Raw genomic sequence first — 17,843 nt, forward strand, 5'->3', positions numbered from 1 at the left:
AACTCGCCCATCAGCTCGCCGAGCGTGCCGTAGACTTTCTGGTGGCGCTTGACCCGGTTCAGCCCTTCGAATTGCTGGCTGACAACTACAGCCTTGAAGTGCGTCTGTAACCCGCGACTGTGCATGTGGCTTTCATCGAGCACCTGCAGATGCTGGGGCTGAAGCAGTCCCAGCGTCGATTCGATGCGTTGTTGCATGGTCATACAGAACTCCGCTTAAGGCTTGGCCTTGGCTGGCGCAGCGGCGCCTTTGGGCTCCAGCTCGGCAGTCATGTCGGCCAGCAGTTTGTTGACGACAGGTACCGCGCTTTCCAGCTTGGCCTGGGTCATCTGGGCCGATTGCTGGGTCAGTTGCGGCATTTTTTCCAGGACTTTCTTGCCCAATGGCGATTTGTAGAAGGCCACCAGGTCCTTGAGTTCCGACTCAGTGAAGTTGGTGGTGTAGAGCTTGACCATGTCCGGCTTCAGCTTGTTCCAGCCAATGGCCTGGTCCAGGGCGGCGTTGGCCTTGGCCTGGTAGGTTTCCAGTACCGCTTTTTTCGAGTCCGGGGCTTTGGTTTGCTGGAAGCGTTGAGCAAACATTTGCTGCACTTGCATGTACACCGGAGTGCCCAATTTGTCAGCATGCGCCAGGGTCAGGAAGGCCTCGGCACTGGCGTTGTGGCTGGCGGTGTCGGCAAAAACCTGGCCGCTGGCACAAACCAATGCAACCGCGGTACAGATGGCACGAAGACGAGTCATCGAGTTTCCTTTTCTAGCAGGCGAGGTAAAACCCCAAGGACGTCCATTCTGCGCCTAAAAAACGCTGTCACTCAACCCCAAGCCTTGTCGCGCCTGATTTAGAGGGGTTCAATGGTTGCAAGCGAGACAGATGGAACCCCGGCCGGCGATCACGGCCTAAACTGCGCAATCAGACTTACAGGAGTGTGACCGATGAGCCGTATCGAAACCGACAGCCTTGGACAGGTTGAAGTCCCGGAGGAGGCCTACTGGGGCGCACAGACACAACGCTCGCTGGTCAACTTTGCCATTGGCAACGAACAGATGCCGCTGGCCGTGCTGCACGGTCTGGCGCTGATCAAGAAAGCGGCGGCACGGGTCAACGACCGCAACGGCGACTTGCCCGCCGACATCGCCCGGCTGATCGAACAAGCGGCGGATGAGGTACTCGCCGGCCAGCATGACGATCAGTTTCCGCTGGTGGTGTGGCAAACCGGCAGCGGCACCCAGAGCAACATGAACGTCAATGAGGTGATTGCGGGCCGGGCCAACGAACTGGCGGGCAATCCGCGCGGCGGCAAATCGCCGGTGCACCCCAACGATCATGTCAATCGTTCCCAGAGTTCCAACGACTGCTTCCCCACCGCCATGCACATCGCCACCGTGCAGGCCGTGCAGCACCATTTGCTGCCGGCGATCAGCGAACTGTCGGGCGGGCTGGCTGAACTGTCAGCGCGTCACATGAAGCTGGTGAAAACCGGTCGCACGCACATGATGGATGCCACACCGATCACCTTCGGCCAGGAAGTTTCGGCTTTTATAGCGCAACTCGATTACGCCGAGCGGGCCATTCGCAGCGCGCTGCCGGCGGTGTGTGAACTGGCCCAGGGCGGTACGGCGGTCGGTACCGGGCTGAACTCACCTCACGGTTTCGGTGAAGCCATCGCTGCTGAACTGGCGGCGCTTTCCGGCCTGCCGTTCGTTACCGCACCGAACAAATTCGCCGCCCTGGCCGGGCACGAGCCGCTGACGACCTTGTCCGGGGCACTGAAAACCCTCGCCGTGACGCTGATGAAGATCGCCAACGACTTGCGCCTGCTCGGTTCCGGACCGCGTGCCGGTTTTGCCGAAGTGAAGCTACCGGCCAACGAGCCGGGCAGCTCGATCATGCCAGGCAAGGTCAACCCGACCCAGTGCGAAGCGCTGTCGATGCTGGCCTGTCAGGTGTTGGGCAACGACGTTGCGATCGGATTTGCCGCGAGTCAGGGTCACTTGCAATTGAACGTGTTCAAACCGGTGATCATTCACAACCTGCTGCAATCGATCCGCTTGCTCGGCGATGGCTGCAGCAACTTCCAGCAGCATTGCATAGCAGGCCTTGAGCCGGATGCCGAGAAAATGGCAGAACACCTTGAGCAAGGCTTGATGCTGGTGACGGCGCTGAACCCGCACATCGGTTATGACAAATCGGCGGAGATTGCCAAGAAGGCTTACGCCGAAGGGTTGACCTTGCGCGAGGCGGCACTGGAATTGGGGTATCTGACCGATGAAGAGTTTGATGCGTGGGTAAGGCCGGAGAATATGCTGGAGGCCGGGGCCAAGGGCTGAGCTTTGTAGCGCCTGCAAGTCCGTCATCGCGGGCAAGCCTGCTCCCACAGGGTTTTGTGTCGTTCACTGATATTGTGATCGCCTTGATCCTGTGGGAGCGTGGCTTGCCCGCGATGAACGATAACGCGGTCTAACCGGCCGCCATCCGCATTTTCCGCGCCTTCAGCCCGGCAATCAACGAAGGCCCCAACGCCACCAGCGCCGAGCCCAACACCACCAGCACTGCCCCGCCATACCCCAGACCATTGATGGTCTCGGCATGCACATAGTCCGGCCACCACCAGGCGGCGAGAGCAACCGCCGCAAACGTCACCAACGGTGTAATCGCCAGCGTGGCACTGACCCGCGATGCTTCCCAATGCGCCAATGCTTCGGCAAACGCGCCGTAGGCAATCAGGGTGTTCATGCAGCATGCCAGCAGCAACCAGCCTTGCAACGGGTTCAATTGCAATGCTTCGAGCGGATGCACCCACGGTGTCAGCAACAGCCCGCAAAACAGATAGATCACCATCATCACCTGCAACGAATTCCACACCGTCAGCAATTGCTTTTGGCCCAGGGCATAAAAGGTCCAGACCGTGGACGCCAACAGCACCAGCAACACACCGGCGGTGTAATCGCTCAGCGACGTGAGCAACTCAGAGAGACGCTGATTGAAAAACAGCACGAAGCCAATCAGCAGCACGAGCAAGCCAATGCCCTGCCCCAGGCTGAAACGCTCCTTGAAGACAAACAGGCTGGCGATCAACAACATGATCGGCCCCATCTGCACCACCAGTTGCGCGGTGCCGGGGCTGAGCAGGTTGAGCCCCATCAGATACAGCACGTAGTTGCCCACCAGCCCCAGTACCGCCATCAACACCAGCCAGCCGCCGCGTGGCCCGAGCACTTTGCGGCTCGGCAGGCGTTTGGTCGCCGCCAGATACAGGAACAGGCAGCTGCCGGACACCATCAAGCGAAACCAGGTGACCGTCACCGGGTCCATCACCAGCAAGACCTGCTTGAGTTTGATGGGAAGGATTCCCCACAGCAACGCAGTCAGCAGGGCCAGAAACAAACCGTAGACCCAGCGACCCGATGAAATGTGCATGCAAACCCCGAAACCCGATGACAAGTAACCGGCATTCTAGGCGCACCGGCGCGCAGTACACAGGCACAGTTGGCGTCTGGCCGCGAATGAAACTGTGCAGGTCGCAACGCTTGATTGACGAACTGCCGCTGATCGGATCGACAGGCGCCGCAAGTAGTTCTTGCATAAGCTGATTGGATCCACAGGACACTTTCAGGAGATTCGCCATGTATGGCATGCGCGCCCAGGACAACGCTCCCGGCCTGCACTTTCGCAGTGATCGGTTATGTCGAGTGAATGGGGAGTTGTATTTCAGCACCCGGGAAAACACCCTCGAGGGGCCATTTGCCAATGTCGAGGCGGCTGCGCGGGAGATTCATGCTTATATAGAGCGGATGAAAAATATGGCGACGAATGGATAAACCGAGTCGCCTTCATCGCCAGCAGGCTAGCTCCCACAGGATCTGTGTCGCCCATCAGATCCTGTGGGAGCTAGCCTGCTGGCGATAGCTATTTAACAGTCTTGACAAAATCCGAGGCGTTTACCGAACCGCCTCAAACAACCCGGTCGCCCCCATCCCGCCACCCACGCACATGGTCACCACGCCGTAACGCAGATTGCGCCGCTGCAACTCGCGAACGATGTGCCCGACCTGACGCGAACCGGTCATGCCAAACGGGTGGCCGATGGAGATTGAGCCGCCGTTGACGTTGTACTTGTCGTTCTCGATCTCCAGCCGATTGCGCGCGTAAAGGCATTGCGAGGCAAACGCTTCGTTGAGTTCCCAAAGATCGATATCGGCAACCTGCAAGCCCTTGGCCTTGAGCAGTTTCGGCACCGAAAACACCGGGCCGATGCCCATTTCATCCGGTTCGCAGCCGGCCACGGCGAATCCTCGGAAAAACGCTTTTGGCTTCAAGCCAAGCGCCAGGGCTTTCTCCAGGCTCATCACCAACGTCATGGACGCGCCGTCCGACAATTGCGACGAGTTGCCCGCCGTCACCGAACCATCTTCAGCGAAAACCGGATTCAATCCGGCGAGGCTTTGCAGCGTAGTGTCGGGACGGTTGCAGTCATCGCGGTCGACGACACCGTCGAGAATCTGCACCTGCCCGGTGGCTTTGTCTTCAACGCGATACTTCACCGCCATCGGCACGATTTCATCATCGAACAACCCGGCAGCCTGTGCCTGGGCGGTGCGTTGCTGACTTTGCAGGGCGTACAGATCCTGCTCTTCACGGCTGACGTTGTAGCGGCGGGCGACGATTTCGGCGGTCTGGCCCATCGGGAAATAAATACCCGGCACCTGTTCCTTGAGCAGCGGGTTGATCAGGTTATCGGTGTTGACGCTTTTCATGGTCAGGCTGATCGACTCGACCCCACCGGCGACGATGATGTCGCTGCAACCGGAAGCGATCTGGTTGGCAGCGATGGCAATCGCCTGCAAGCCTGACGAGCAGAAGCGATTCAAGGTCATGCCGGCGGTACCGATGCCCAGACGCGACAACACCGCGACGTTGCGCCCGATGTTGTAACCCTGGGCGCCTTCATTGGAGCCGGCGCCGACGATGCAATCCTCGACGCTGGCCGGGTCGATGCCGGTGCGTGCCAGCAAGGCATTGACGCAGTGCGCTGCCATGTCGTCCGGACGGGTCTGGTTGAACTTGCCGCGAAAGGATTTGGCCAGGCCGGTCCGCACGCTGTCGACGATCACCACTTCACGCATGGCATTACCTCATTGTTGTTGTCGGTTGAGAGTGGCCCGAGCATAAGCCCACCCAATTACCAACCGCGACAATCATTCACCCCGCGTATGCGCAACCATCGCCTCACTTCTTGCCCTTGTTGGCCTTCCTGGCGTGTTTATCGGATTTCTTGAACGCTTCTTCCAGTGCCTGATTGATCGTGCGCAACACCTTGACCCGTGCCCAGCGCTTGTCGTTGGCTTCAATCAACGTCCACGGCGAGATTTCGGTGCTCGTGCGGTCGACCATGTCGCCGACAGCGGCGCGATAGTCGTCCCACTTTTCCCGATTGCGCCAGTCATCCTCGGTGATCTTGAAACGCTTGAAAGGAATTTCTTCGCGCTCCTGAAAGCGTTCCATTTGTGTCTGTTTGTCGATGGCCAGCCAGAACTTGACGACGACCACCCCGGCATCGCCAATCTGTTCTTCGAAATCGTTGATTTCACTGTAGGCGCGCAACCAGTCCGCCGGGCTGCAAAAACCCTCGATACGTTCCACCAGCACCCGGCCATACCATGAGCGGTCGAACACGGTGAATTTGCCCCGTGCCGGCAGGTGTCGCCAGAAGCGCCAAAGGTATGGCTGTGCACGCTCTTCTTCAGTGGGCGCGGCAATCGGCACGATGTTGTATTGACGTGGATCGAGCGCCGCCGCCACTCGCCTGATCGCCCCGCCCTTGCCCGCTGCGTCGTTGCCTTCGAACACCGCGACCAGGGCGTGCCGGCGCATGCGTTTGTCCCGCATCAACCCGGAAAGCCGCGCTTGCTCGGTCACCAACTGTTCCTCGTAATCGTCTTTTTCCAGGTGCAGGGTCAGGTCCAGGCTGTCGAGCAGGTTGACTTGATCGACACTGGGCAACACCGGCGCAGCGCTGACTTTGTCCGGATGGATCTGCGGCCGCTGCAAGGCACCTCGCAGGCTTTCGAGCAGAATCTTGCCCACTACCAGGCTGCGATAGCGTGCATCCATACCAGCGATGACGTGCCACGGCGCATAGTCACGGCTGGTGCGACGCAGGACACGCTCACCGAACTTGACGAAACGGTCGTAGGTCTGCGATTGCTGCCAGTCCAGTGGGCTGATGCGCCAACTGTGCAAGGGATCGTCGGCCAACGCCTTGAGGCGCGCCTTCATCTGTTTCTTGGAGAGGTGGAACCAGAATTTGACGATCACTGCGCCTTCATCGCAGAGCATCTTTTCCAGGCGCTCGGCGCCATTGATGGCTTGATCCAGGCGCGGGTCCTTGAATTCGCCATGTACCCTGCCCTGCAGCATCTGGCTGTACCAATTGCCGAAGAAAACCCCCATGCGCCCCTTGGCCGGCAGCATCCGCCAATAGCGCCACGCCGGGGGCCGTGCCAGTTCTTCATCGGTTTGCTGATCGAACGTGCGGACCTCGATCAAGCGCGGGTCCATCCACTCGTTGAGCAATTTGACCGTCTCGCCCTTACCGGCGCCTTCGATGCCGTTGATCAGGATGATCACCGGAAAACGTTTTTGCTGCTGAAGCTCGAATTGCGCTTCGAGCAAGGCTTCGCGCAGCGCCGGCACTTCGGCGTCGTAGGTTTCTTTGTCGATGGCGTGGTCGATTTCAGCGGATTCGAACATGAACGGCTCCCTTGCAGATTTGAGCAAGACTAGCGGATGGACCTCTCTTGCGTGAGACAAATCCAATTTTCGCAGCCGCGAGAAACCTGTGGCGAGGGAGCTTGCTTGCGCTGGACAGCGTAGCTGTCGCCAAAAACATTGGCGGCTGCTTCGCACCCGAGCGGGAGCAAGCTCCCTCGCCACAAAGGCGTAGCAAAGCTCCCTCGCCACAAAGGCGTAGCAAGCTCCCTCGCCACAAAGGCGGATCAAGCGCCACGCCCGTGATCGGCTAGAATGGCCACCTTGCCGTTGCCGAGCCTGCCATGAAACCTGTATTGCCCCACGCCCAGCTCGACTGGGATGATCAAGGTCGTCCGTATTCGCGTGTGTTCGACGACGTGTATTTCTCCGATCAGTCGGGGCTGGACGAAACCCGCTACGTGTTCATCGAACAGAATCGTCTGGCAGAACGTTTTGCCGCGTTGTCACCCGGTGGCCGGTTGGTGATTGGCGAAACGGGGTTTGGTACCGGGCTGAATTTTCTCTGTGCCTGGCAGGTGTTCGAGCAACATGCGGCGCCCGATGCGCGGCTGCATTTTGTCAGTGTCGAAAAATATCCATTGAGCCTCGCCGACCTCCAACGCGCCCTGGCACTGTGGCCGCAGCTCAAGGTATTTGCCGATCAACTGCTGGCGCAGTACGTGGCCATCCATCAAGGCTTTCAGCGCCTGACACTGGCCAACGGCCGGGTCACGCTGACCTTGCTGATCGGCGATGCACTGGAGCAACTGCCGCAACTGGACGGGCCAATCGACGCCTGGTTTCTCGACGGCTTTGCCCCGGCGAAAAACCCTGACATGTGGACCGCCGAACTGTTCGTCGAACTGGCGCGACTGGCTGCTCCCGGCTCGACCATCAGTACCTTCACCAGTACCGGTTGGGTTCGGCGACTGCTGAACGCCGCGGGCTTCAAGATGAAACGCACGCCGGGCATCGGCCATAAATGGGAAATCCTGCGTGGAGAATTCCTCGGGTGGCCGCAGGAGGTTGCTGCGCCAATCCCGGCCAAACCCTGGTTTGCCCGCCCTGCACCGCTGACGGGTGAACGCCAGGCACTGGTGATCGGCGCCGGGCTGGCCGGTTGCGCCAGCGCCGCCAGTCTTGCAGCGCGAGGCTGGCAAGTGAGCGTGCTGGAGCGCCACGCCGACATTGCCCAGGAGGCCTCCGGCAATCCACAGGGTGTGCTTTACCTGAAGTTATCGGCGCACGGCACCGCGCTGTCGCAAATGATCGTCAGCGGTTTCGGCTACACCCGACGACTGCTGGAGCACTTGCAACGTGGCACTGACTGGGACGATTGCGGCGTGCTGCAACTGGCGTTCAATGCCAGGGAAGCCGAACGACAGGCGCAATTGGCCGAGGCGTTTCCCGCAGACCTGCTGCACCTGATCGATCAGCCCCAGGCCCAGGCGCTGGCGGGGATCGGTCTGGCGCACGGCGGCATGTACTTTCCCGAAGGTGGCTGGGTGCATCCTCCGGCGCTGTGCCAATCGCAGGTTGCACAGCACAACATTCAAATACTGACACACCACGATGCCGTGCAACTGCGCAAGGTCGACGGCCAGTGGCAAGCGTGGGACGGCGAGCGATTGCTCGCCAGCGCCCCCGTGGTCGTGCTGGCCGGTGCCGCCGAGATTCAACGCTTCGCCGAAAGCGCAGAATTGCCGCTCAAACGCATTCGCGGGCAAATCACCCGCCTGGCGCAAACCCCGCAAAGCCAGGCCTTGAGCACGGTGGTCTGTGCCGAAGGCTATGTCGCCCCCGCGCGTCACGGCGAACACACCCTCGGCGCCAGTTTCGATTTCAAGAGCGACGACCTGACTCCGACCATCGCCGAACACCAGGGCAACCTGGCCATGCTCGAAGAGATTTCCCACGATCTGGTTACGCGACTGGAGGCCGACACGCTTGCCCCGGAAAGCCTCCAGGGTCGGGCGGCGTTTCGCTGCACCAGCCCCGACTACCTGCCGATTGTCGGCCCGTTGGCCGACAGTCAGGCTTTCGCCCAGGCCTATGCGGCACTCGCCAAGGATGCCCGGCAAGTGCCGGACATCGAATGCCCATGGCTCGACGGCTTGTACGTCAACAGCGGTCACGGCTCACGTGGTTTGATCACCGCGCCGCTGTCCGGCGAATTGCTCGCCGCCTGGCTGGATAACGAACCGCTGCCTCTGCCCAGGGCGGTGGCCGAAGCCTGCCACCCGAACCGTTTTGCCTTGCGCCGATTGATTCGCGGCAAGGCCTGAGACGCTCAATCGAGGATAAAACAGGTTTTCGTCTCGTCCGCCGCCAGCGCCTGTGTGGTCAGTTCCTCCAGCAACGTGGTCTCGGCCTGCTGCAACTGATTCATGATGCCATCGACATGGGCGCGATAGCGCGTGCCCAGCGTCGCCTCGCCTTCGAAGGCCGCCTGCATTCGCACGTGAAAGGGTGCGGCGAGGCGATTCAAACGTTGAGCGTGATGCTTACGCAAGAAGTCGACCCAGAATGAACGCGTGCTCAGATCCCGCAGCAACGCCGGCGACAATAATGCCGTGGTCACTCGGGCGTAAGCAGTGTCCAGGTTTGCCTGCGTCACACCGCTGAGCGATGCGTAACGCATATGCCGAGGTTGGCCGACCAGCTCCAGCCGCTCGGCCAAACCGGTTCGGTAGGCCAATTCCACTTCCACGGGATCAAGCCTGGGGTTGGCCCGCGCATGTTCCTCGGCAATCCCGGCTAGGGTGTCCTGGCAGAACAAAGCTCGCCCAAGGCTCAACAGTCGAGCGGCTTCATCGTGAGCATTGGCAGACGCCTTCACCACCTTGTCGATTTCGACCGCCACTTCAAGGTGACTGAAAATCAATGCCGCGGAATCCGTACAGTTGGCCTTCACCGCCAGCGCCAACAACCGCTCGCGCAACGCCGAATCAGCGGCTGTCGCGTCAATGACGTTCCATACCCGACGAGTCATGTCTTCATGCACAAAACGGCTGTCCGCCGAGTTCCCCACCTCGGCCAGCAACTGGAAGAGTCCCGGCGACGCAGGCTCATTCTTCAGCGCCAGCCATGTGCGGTTGCGCCGGGTGTAATCAGCTTCCCGTGAATCGGGCATCCAGAAGTCCCTGGCGACCTGTTCACTGGTCACCTTGGCATCGTCCGCCATGAACCCCATGCCGATACCGGTCCTGTCACGGTAAGACTGCAGTTTCGCGCGACTGGCTGCGGACAAGGGGTTGTATCGCAGGTTGATGAATTGGGCGAAGCGTTGCGGCACATCAAACAGCCAGTCCGGCAACTCTCGAATCTGGTTACCGCGCAAGTCGACTCTGTTGAGGTACGGCAAGCGGTCAAATCCCGCAGGCAGTTCGGTGGCGTGTGTGTCGCTGAGAATCAAGGCCTGCAGGTTGGCCATTTGGCTGACATCCAGCGTGGCTCCCAGACGGTTGCCGCTGAGCGAAAGCGTGCGCAAAGTGCGCATGTCGGCCAGTTTGCGCAACGTGTGCTCCGTCAGCGCCACTTGATTGCCGTTCAGGCTCAAATGCCGAAGGTCGGGCATATGCGACAGTATTTCAGGCAACCGCGTCAGCCGATTGCGGTCCAGCTCCAGGGTGACCAACCCTTTGAACGGCCTCAGGAAATAGGCCAACTCATCGCCTGCTTCCATGTCCGTGATAGCGAGGCTGCGTACATGCGCAACGTCCTGTTCGGTCAGCGTCGGCATCTGGCCGACCGGGTTGCGCTGAAGATTGAGCGCTGTGTAGGGCTGATCCTGCGGCCATCTCGGCGGCGCGACCCGGCGCCAGCAGTTTTCGATGGCATCGGCCACCTGACGACGACTGACTCGCAGGTCGTTGAGTTGCCCGGGCAACTTCTTCATTTGTTCGTCATCGGCGCACCAGTTGCGCAGGACCTCGCGCAGTTGCTTGAGCTGCTGCTCGAGCACCTTGATGCGGTTTACCCGCAACGCCTGGGTGCTGCCCGCCGCGTCGAGAAAAGACGAAACCTGGGCATCGCTGAAATACGGATAGAGCTTTCTGACTTTGCGAATCAAGGCTTGTGCATAGACGTTTGCCGCAGGCGGGTCAGCCTGTACGCAGCTGGAAAAATGTTGCGCCAGCTCTGTGCGTTCATTGCGCAGCATCCGTGCGGTGCGTAGCGGATCCCGTGATGTTGCCACCAACAGACGGGTCTGCAACCGTGAAACATCCTGCGCCTCGATCCCGGACAAGCCCATGCGGGTGCGCTGGGTTTGCGGCAATGCGCGATAAATCGAATCGAGCAGGCGCTCGCTGCTACGTGTAGTGAGCGTGGTGCCAGTGCCTTGGCTGACTTGATAGCCCGAAGCCGTCTTGACGATCACGCCCTTCGCGGGTGCAGTGGCCTGGCCAACGCTGTCGAGCAAGGTGCCGGTGCTTGATCCCTGGCGTACTTCCAGGCGAAACCCGTCGTCCCAGCCTTGCAGTCGATCCATGAACCTGAGCGCCAGGTTGTCGGTATCGTCATTGGCCAGAGACGGCAGGCGAAACCCGGTGAGGGCACGATCCTGCCTGATCGAAAACTGTGCCTCACTGACCTGTTGCGCCAGATCCAGCCCCAGGATCCTGCGCTCACGAAGAAGGCTACGGTCTCTGCCAGAGGCATTGCTCAACAGCTCCTCGGCCACGCGCACCGGAAGGTCGGTAACCTGGTCGCACAACGTTGCAACGTCGCCAGTGGCAATGCCATCGTAGGTTTTATACAGCTGCTCCATCAGGGGCCGGCGATTGCCTTTCAGCGCCGTGCCGATTTTTTGCGCCAGCAGCGCGGGTTTGGACTCTGTCGTGGCGCCGATGATGCCTTCGACTTCCTTGGAAGACAGGCCATTGATCACGGTCTCCAGCAACTTTCCTGACTTCAGCTCGGACTCGCTGACAGGCACGCGGTTGGCCTCATCAACCGTCGCCGATTGCGGGTGGCGCGAGACGAACTGCTGTTTATCGTCGACGACCTCGATGAATCGCTCCTTGGGCCAACCGGGCAATGTCGGCAACGTATGCAGTTGTTCCTGCAAATGGGCTGTGCCGGAGAATTCTCCACGCTCCATTCGCCTGATCAGCAGATTGATACCCTGATTCAATTTGAACCGCTCGATGCAGTCCTTGATCCGCGCCGGCAAGGGCAGATTTGCTTCGTGCAATTGGTGCACAAGCGCCGGTGACAGGTCGGTGATGGCGCCAATGCTCACGATGTCGCTGTGGCTCAGCCCGGTCTGGCCAGGGCTGAGCCGTTTGAGCGCATAACCGCTTGGCCATTCGTATACGTGTTCATGGATATGGCGCCAGCCTCCTTCGACGTGACGTACGAGAGTGGGCTGAAAAGCATCCTGGCGCACGGGATGGTCGACGCGCCACGCTTTCGTCGCAGGATCTTGCGAGACGCGATACGGCGCCCCGTCCATGAGGATCAACGTGCGCTGGCCGTCCTTGTAGAGGCCGTTCGAATCAGGTCGCAGTGTCGCTGCCGGTGGCGTTGCCTGTTTGTAGGCCTTCAGGTCGGGTTTCCATAACCTTGGTTCGCCATGACGACCGGTTACCGCCTCAAAACCGTCGAAAAAGGTCGCCTGTTCGCCTGCGATTCGACTGAATGCAGACGTCACCACCTTGCCGCTCACCACAAACGCGGCCATCTGCGCGACGTTTTCCACGACGTTGAGTAAATGCGACAAGGCCTCGGTGCGCTGACCGTGCGTCCAGTCCTGCACCCCTTCATACACCTCCCCGGCAATTTCGACGATGGCCGCCGCGGCCATCAACTCCCCGAGTACAGGAACGAAGAACGACGCTGCGTTGAGCAGGACCAGGCTCGCCTCCATCAGCGTTTTACGTGTTTTCTCCCGTTGTTGTTCATCGACCGATTCTGTCGGCACCGCCAACACTTGCGCATCCTGCTGGGTCTTTTCGATGAAAGCACTGAAGAAAAAATCCGAAGGACAGGTCGCTGGCATGGCCGCCAAAGGACCTAATGCCTTGTCCTTGTCAAAAGCGGTAAAGAACTTCGTCTTATCGTGACCGCAAAGGTATTGCCTGGCGAACTCCGCTCGGTAGCTTTTGGTTTGCAACTTGAGTGTCAGGTAAACCTTGAACTCGTCCAGCGAGGCGTATTCATACAGCGGTCGACGGGGCTCGTTCGGCATGTAGACGATGCATTTCGCCTGTGCGTGGGTATCGATCGACTGATTGCTGAACACCAGCGCACCCGAGATGCAGACGTCATGAATCATCAAGCCCTGCCACATCACCGGTACGCCATCGAACAGCGCGTTTCGGATGCTTGCCACCGGAACATCTTGCGTGATCACGCTGTTCAGGAGGGCATGAGCTGCGGCGCTGATGTCCTTTTTCATGTAGGCGATGTGCACGGCGACCTGCATATCGAGCAATTTCAGGCGCCGAATGTCAGCAGCCGAAGCCGCTGAGTTGGCCGCACTGCCACCCAGGGTTCTGGGGGGAAGCGCCAATGCTTGGTCAATGTGTTGCTGGTAACGGCCACCGAGGTCCAGTTCGCGGCACAACGTGGCGAAGTGCGCAGGGGTGATGACTGTTGCTGTCTGAGGCTTGCCATTGATGCGAATCAACGATTCTTTGGAAAATCCATTCGTGCCAGCTTCGCCGAGGGTGAAGTTCTCCATGGCGGCGTGGAGCAGGCTGCGGGATTGGGTGGTGACGGTGCCAGTCCAATCGACGGGGAACATGCTTGTCGAAGTAATCGAAGTGGTGCTGACCTCCAGCGTATCGCGCTCGACATCGAACTCGACTGTCCACTTGGCTTTGAGCAAGTCGGTCAATTGTTCCATGCAGAACACATCCAGCGGCTTCAGCCTGTCGAGCGCCTCGCGCGCCCGGGTGTGGCAAACATGCGCCTGCTCAAAGGCTGTTTTCAGCGCTTGCGCCTGGGCCAGGTCGGCGTTGGCCAGCCAGTCCGGAATGGACCTTTGCAAGACCTCGGCCTTGTCCAGGTCAGCGGTGTGTTCCACCAGTGCGTCCAGCCGATGCGCCGGGGTAAATGTCACGGCAGGAGAGTTTGTATTCGCAGGTGTTGGCAGCATGTGCAATGTCCTTATTGCATTCAGATGCGTTCAGCCTACGGCGCTCAACGGGCAAATGATAATTCGAATATCAGGGCTGATCCCGTGGCGTCCGAGCAAGTATTCCTATGCTTCGTAGCAATATCTACTGCCACTGGCACAAGCCGTTTCAGGTAGGAGCCATTCGTCCGACAGCCGCCACTTATAACGTATCGATCTAAAACTACTGAAATCCGAGCGGGTCAGTTTCTGAGTACCCGCTGTTTTGGCGCGGTAGCGTTTCACCCTCCCCAACGGAAAAACCGGTAAGGAATTTATGTGCGGATTAGCTGGCGAGTTACGTTTTGACAATCAACCTGCAGACCTTGCAGCCGTAGAGCGAATCACCCATCACCTGGCACCACGCGGTCCTGATGCCTGGGGTTTCCATAGCCAAGGGCCGATTGCCCTGGGCCACAGACGCCTGAAAATCATGGACCTGTCGGACGGCTCTGCGCAGCCGATGATCGACAACCAACTGGGCTTGTCCCTGGCCTTCAACGGCGCCATCTACAACTACCCGGAATTGCGTGCGGAGCTGGAAGGCCTTGGTTATGCCTTCTATTCCGGTGGCGACACCGAAGTGCTGCTCAAGGGCTTCCACGCCTGGGGTGAGGCTCTGCTGCCGAAACTCAACGGCATGTTTGCCTTTGCCATCTGGGAGCGCGATGCGCAACGCCTGTTCATTGCCCGCGATCGCCTTGGCGTGAAACCGTTGTATCTGTCGCGCACCGGCCAGCGCCTGCGCTTTGCCTCGGCATTGCCGGCGCTGCTCAAGGGGGGCGACATCAACCCGATCCTTGACCCGGTGGCGCTCAATCATTACTTGAATTTCCATGCGGTGGTCCCGGCGCCGCGCACGTTGCTGGCTGGCATCGAAAAACTGCCACCGGCCAGCTGGATGCGCATCGAACCCGATGGCAGCACCGAGCAGAAAACCTGGTGGACCTTGCCCTACGGCCCACACGCCGATGAGATGAGTCTGACACTCGAAGACTGGCGCGATCGCGTGCTCGACAGCACCCGCGAGGCGGTAGCGATTCGCCAACGGGCAGCGGTGGATGTTGGCGTGCTGCTTTCGGGTGGAGTCGACTCGAGCATGCTGGTGGGCTTGTTGCGCGAAGTCGGGGTAGAAAACCTGTCGACGTTTTCCATCGGTTTCCAGGATGCCGGAGGCGAACGCGGTGACGAATTCCAGTATTCGGACCTGATCGCCAAGCACTACGGCACCCAGCATCATCAACTGCGCATCGACGAAAAAGAGATCATCGAGCAACTGCCCGCCGCGTTCCGCGCGATGAGCGAGCCGATGGTCAGCCACGATTGCATCGCCTTCTACCTGCTGTCCCGGGAAGTGGCCAAGCATTGCAAAGTGGTGCAAAGCGGCCAAGGCGCCGACGAACTATTCGCCGGTTATCACTGGTATCCACAGGTGGATGGCGCCAGTGATCCATACGCCGCTTATCGCGAGGCGTTTTTCGATCGCAGTTACGACGACTACGCCGCCACCGTGCAGCCGAAATGGCTGACGGCGAACGACGCTGCCGGCGACTTCGTGAAGCAACATTTCGCACAACCTGGCGCCGACGCGGCCGTCGACAAAGCCCTGCGTCTGGACAGCACGGTGATGCTGGTGGACGACCCGGTCAAGCGCGTCGACAACATGACCATGGCCTGGGGACTGGAAGCGCGTACGCCGTTTCTCGACTATCGCCTGGTGGAGTTGTCGGCTCGCGTACCGGGCAAATTCAAATTGCCGGACGGTGGCAAACAGGTGCTCAAGGAAGCCGCGCGGTTGGTGATCCCCAGTGAAGTGATCGACCGCAAGAAAGGCTACTTCCCGGTGCCGGGTCTCAAGCATTTGCAGGGTGACACGCTGGAATGGGTGCGCGAACTGTTGCTCGATCCCAGCCAGGATCGCGGCCTGTTCAACCCGGCCATGCTCGACCGCCTGCTGACCGACCCGCAAGGGCAACTGACCCCGCTGCGCGGCTCCAAACTGTGGCAACTGGCGGCCCTGAACCTGTGGCTCAGTGAACAAGGAATCTGATCGATGAAACCTCACGCCACGGCTTTCAGCCAACGCTTGTTACGCGGTCAGGCGCCCTCCTACGAACGCTTGCAGGCGCGCCTGGCCGAAGACGGCAGCGCACTGGGCGGCGAGCCGATTGCCGTGCATTGCGGCTGGGGTCGCCTGTTGATCGGCCATACCTTTGCCGATCCGGCCAGCCTCGCCAAAGAACTGCTCAACGAACAGCCCGGCGAGCGCGACATTGCCCTGTACGTTGCCGCCCCCCAGCAAATATTGGGGTTGGAACCGACCCAGTTGTTCCTCGACCCGTCCGACACCTTACGCCTGTGGTTCAGTGACTACCGTCAGGCCACCCGGGTGTTTCGCGGTTTTCGCATCCGCCGTGCGCAGACCGAAGCCGACTGGAATGCAATCAATCAGCTGTATCAGTCACGCGGCATGTTGCCCGTCGATCCGACCTTGCTGACCCCACGACATGACGGCGGGCCGGTGTATTGGCTGGCTGAAGATGACGACAGCGGCGCGGTGATCGGCAGCGTGATGGGGCTCAATCATCACACGGCTTTCAACGACCCGGAAAACGGCAGCAGCCTATGGTGCCTGGCGGTCGATCCGCGCTGTTCGCGGCCTGGCGTCGGTGAAGTGCTGGTGCGGCATTTGATCGAACACTTCATGAGCCGTGGGCTGAGTTATCTCGACTTGTCGGTATTGCACGACAATCGCCAAGCGAAAAGCCTCTACGCCAAGCTCGGTTTTCGCAACCTGTCGACCTTCGCCATCAAGCGCAAGAACGGCATCAACCAGCCGCTGTTTCTCGGGCCGGGGCCAGAGGTGGCCTTCAATCCGTATGCGCGGATCATTGTCGAGGAAGCGCATCGCCGCGGCATCGATGTGCAAGTGGATGACGCCGATGCCGGGATGTTCACCCTCAGCCACGGCGGGCGTCGGGTTCGCTGCCGGGAATCGCTCAGCGACCTGACCAGTGCCATCAGCATGAGCCTGTGCCAGGACAAAAGCCTGACCCACAAAGTGCTCAAGGCTGCCGGCTTGAACCTGCCGGCTCAGCAACTGGCGGGCAATGCCGATGACAACCTGGCGTTCCTCGACGAACACCATCGAGTGGTGGTCAAGCCGTTGGACGGCGAACAGGGCCAGGGCGTGGCGGTGGATTTGCAGAGCATCGAGGACGTCCAGCAAGCCATCGAGTCAGCGCGCCAGTTCGACAATCGTGTGTTGTTGGAAAGCTTCCATGAGGGTCTTGATCTGCGCATCCTGGTGATCGGCTTTGACGTGGTGGCGGCGGCCATTCGCAGACCGGCGGAAGTGGTGGGCGATGGACAACATTCCATCGGCGAATTGATCGAAGCCCAGAGCCGACGCCGTCAAGCGGCTACCGACGGCGAAAGCAAAATCCCCCTCGACCAGGAAACCCAACGCACGTTGAATGCTGCCGGTTACGACTACAGCAGCATCCTGCCGGCGGGCGAACATCTGTTCGTGCGGCGTACGGCAAATCTGCACACCGGCGGCATTCTCGAGGACGTCACCGCGATTCTGCACCCGACCCTGGTGGACGCTGCCGTACGAGCCGCCCGGGCGCTGGATATTCCGGTGGTCGGCCTGGATCTGCTGGTGACCGCCGCCGATCAGCCTGACTACGTATTTATCGAAGCCAATGAACGCGCCGGGCTGGCCAACCATGAGCCGCAACCGACGGCCGAGCGCTTTGTGGATTTGTTGTTTCCGCATAGTCAGCCGGCAGTCTAGGCCTCGTTCATGATCGTTCCCACGCTCTGCGTGGGAATGCAGCCCGGGACGCTCTGCGTCCCGAAGAGCCGAACGCAGAGCGTCCGTTGAGGCATTCCCACGCAGAGCGTGGGAATGATCAGTGCTCACCCCATCAGGAGTTTCCATGACCATCAAATACCCAGAACCCGA

At 60.0% G+C, this 17,843-nt stretch carries 11 protein-coding genes; 5 read left to right on the top strand and 6 right to left on the bottom strand.

The features are described 5' to 3' along the window. On the bottom strand, nucleotides 1-203 hold a 203-nt coding region (locus tag D8U69_RS13545; RefSeq protein WP_130907485.1), incomplete at its 3' end, for a BolA family protein. Nucleotides 204-215: 12 nt separating this feature from the next. Further along, nucleotides 216-740 (bottom strand): DUF2059 domain-containing protein, encoded by a 525-nt coding sequence (locus D8U69_RS13550; protein ID WP_056856472.1) that lies wholly within the window; start codon nucleotides 738-740, stop codon nucleotides 216-218. Nucleotides 741-932: 192 nt separating this feature from the next. On the opposite strand from D8U69_RS13550, the gene D8U69_RS13555 reads away from it, so the two are divergent. Further along, entirely contained in the window at nucleotides 933-2,327 is a 1,395-nt protein-coding gene (locus D8U69_RS13555; protein WP_056856473.1) for a class II fumarate hydratase, read from the top strand. Nucleotides 2,328-2,457: 130 nt separating this feature from the next. On the opposite strand, the gene D8U69_RS13560 is transcribed toward D8U69_RS13555, so the two are convergent. Continuing rightward, on the bottom strand, nucleotides 2,458-3,417 hold the full coding sequence (locus D8U69_RS13560; protein ID WP_130907486.1) for a DMT family transporter: 960 nt from the start codon (nucleotides 3,415-3,417) through the stop codon (nucleotides 2,458-2,460). Nucleotides 3,418-3,623: 206 nt separating this feature from the next. Between D8U69_RS13560 and D8U69_RS13565 the strand changes: the two genes are divergently transcribed. Further along, a complete protein-coding gene (locus tag D8U69_RS13565; RefSeq protein WP_056856475.1) occupies nucleotides 3,624-3,818 on the top strand; it encodes a DUF6316 family protein in 195 nt (64 codons plus the stop codon). A gap of 120 nt (nucleotides 3,819-3,938) precedes the next feature. On the opposite strand, the gene D8U69_RS13570 is transcribed toward D8U69_RS13565, so the two are convergent. Then, nucleotides 3,939-5,123 (bottom strand): thiolase family protein, encoded by a 1,185-nt coding sequence (locus D8U69_RS13570; protein WP_130904149.1) that lies wholly within the window; start codon nucleotides 5,121-5,123, stop codon nucleotides 3,939-3,941. Between the two features lie 103 nt (nucleotides 5,124-5,226). Next, nucleotides 5,227-6,750 (bottom strand): polyphosphate:AMP phosphotransferase, encoded by a 1,524-nt coding sequence (gene pap, locus D8U69_RS13575; protein WP_130904150.1) that lies wholly within the window; start codon nucleotides 6,748-6,750, stop codon nucleotides 5,227-5,229. A 302-nt stretch (nucleotides 6,751-7,052) separates the two neighbouring features. Between pap and mnmC the strand changes: the two genes are divergently transcribed. Beyond that, a complete protein-coding gene (gene mnmC, locus D8U69_RS13580; RefSeq protein WP_130907487.1) occupies nucleotides 7,053-9,035 on the top strand; it encodes a bifunctional tRNA (5-methylaminomethyl-2-thiouridine)(34)-methyltransferase MnmD/FAD-dependent 5-carboxymethylaminomethyl-2-thiouridine(34) oxidoreductase MnmC in 1,983 nt (660 codons plus the stop codon). A gap of 5 nt (nucleotides 9,036-9,040) precedes the next feature. Here mnmC and D8U69_RS13585 read toward each other — a convergent pair whose 3' ends face one another. Continuing rightward, a complete protein-coding gene (locus D8U69_RS13585) occupies nucleotides 9,041-13,855 on the bottom strand; it encodes an NEL-type E3 ubiquitin ligase domain-containing protein (protein WP_130907488.1) in 4,815 nt (1,604 codons plus the stop codon). A gap of 295 nt (nucleotides 13,856-14,150) precedes the next feature. On the opposite strand from D8U69_RS13585, the gene D8U69_RS13590 reads away from it, so the two are divergent. Both D8U69_RS13590 and ngg read left to right on the top strand, forming a co-directional pair. After that, entirely contained in the window at nucleotides 14,151-15,923 is a 1,773-nt protein-coding gene (locus D8U69_RS13590; RefSeq protein WP_056856480.1) for an N-acetylglutaminylglutamine amidotransferase, read from the top strand. Between the two features lie 3 nt (nucleotides 15,924-15,926). Next, entirely contained in the window at nucleotides 15,927-17,672 is a 1,746-nt protein-coding gene (gene ngg / locus D8U69_RS13595; RefSeq protein ID WP_130904154.1) for an N-acetylglutaminylglutamine synthetase, read from the top strand. Nucleotides 17,673-17,843: the final 171 nt, after the last annotated feature.

This window comes from Pseudomonas sp. Sample_16, assembly GCF_004307665.1.
Lineage (GTDB): Bacteria > Pseudomonadota > Gammaproteobacteria > Pseudomonadales > Pseudomonadaceae > Aquipseudomonas.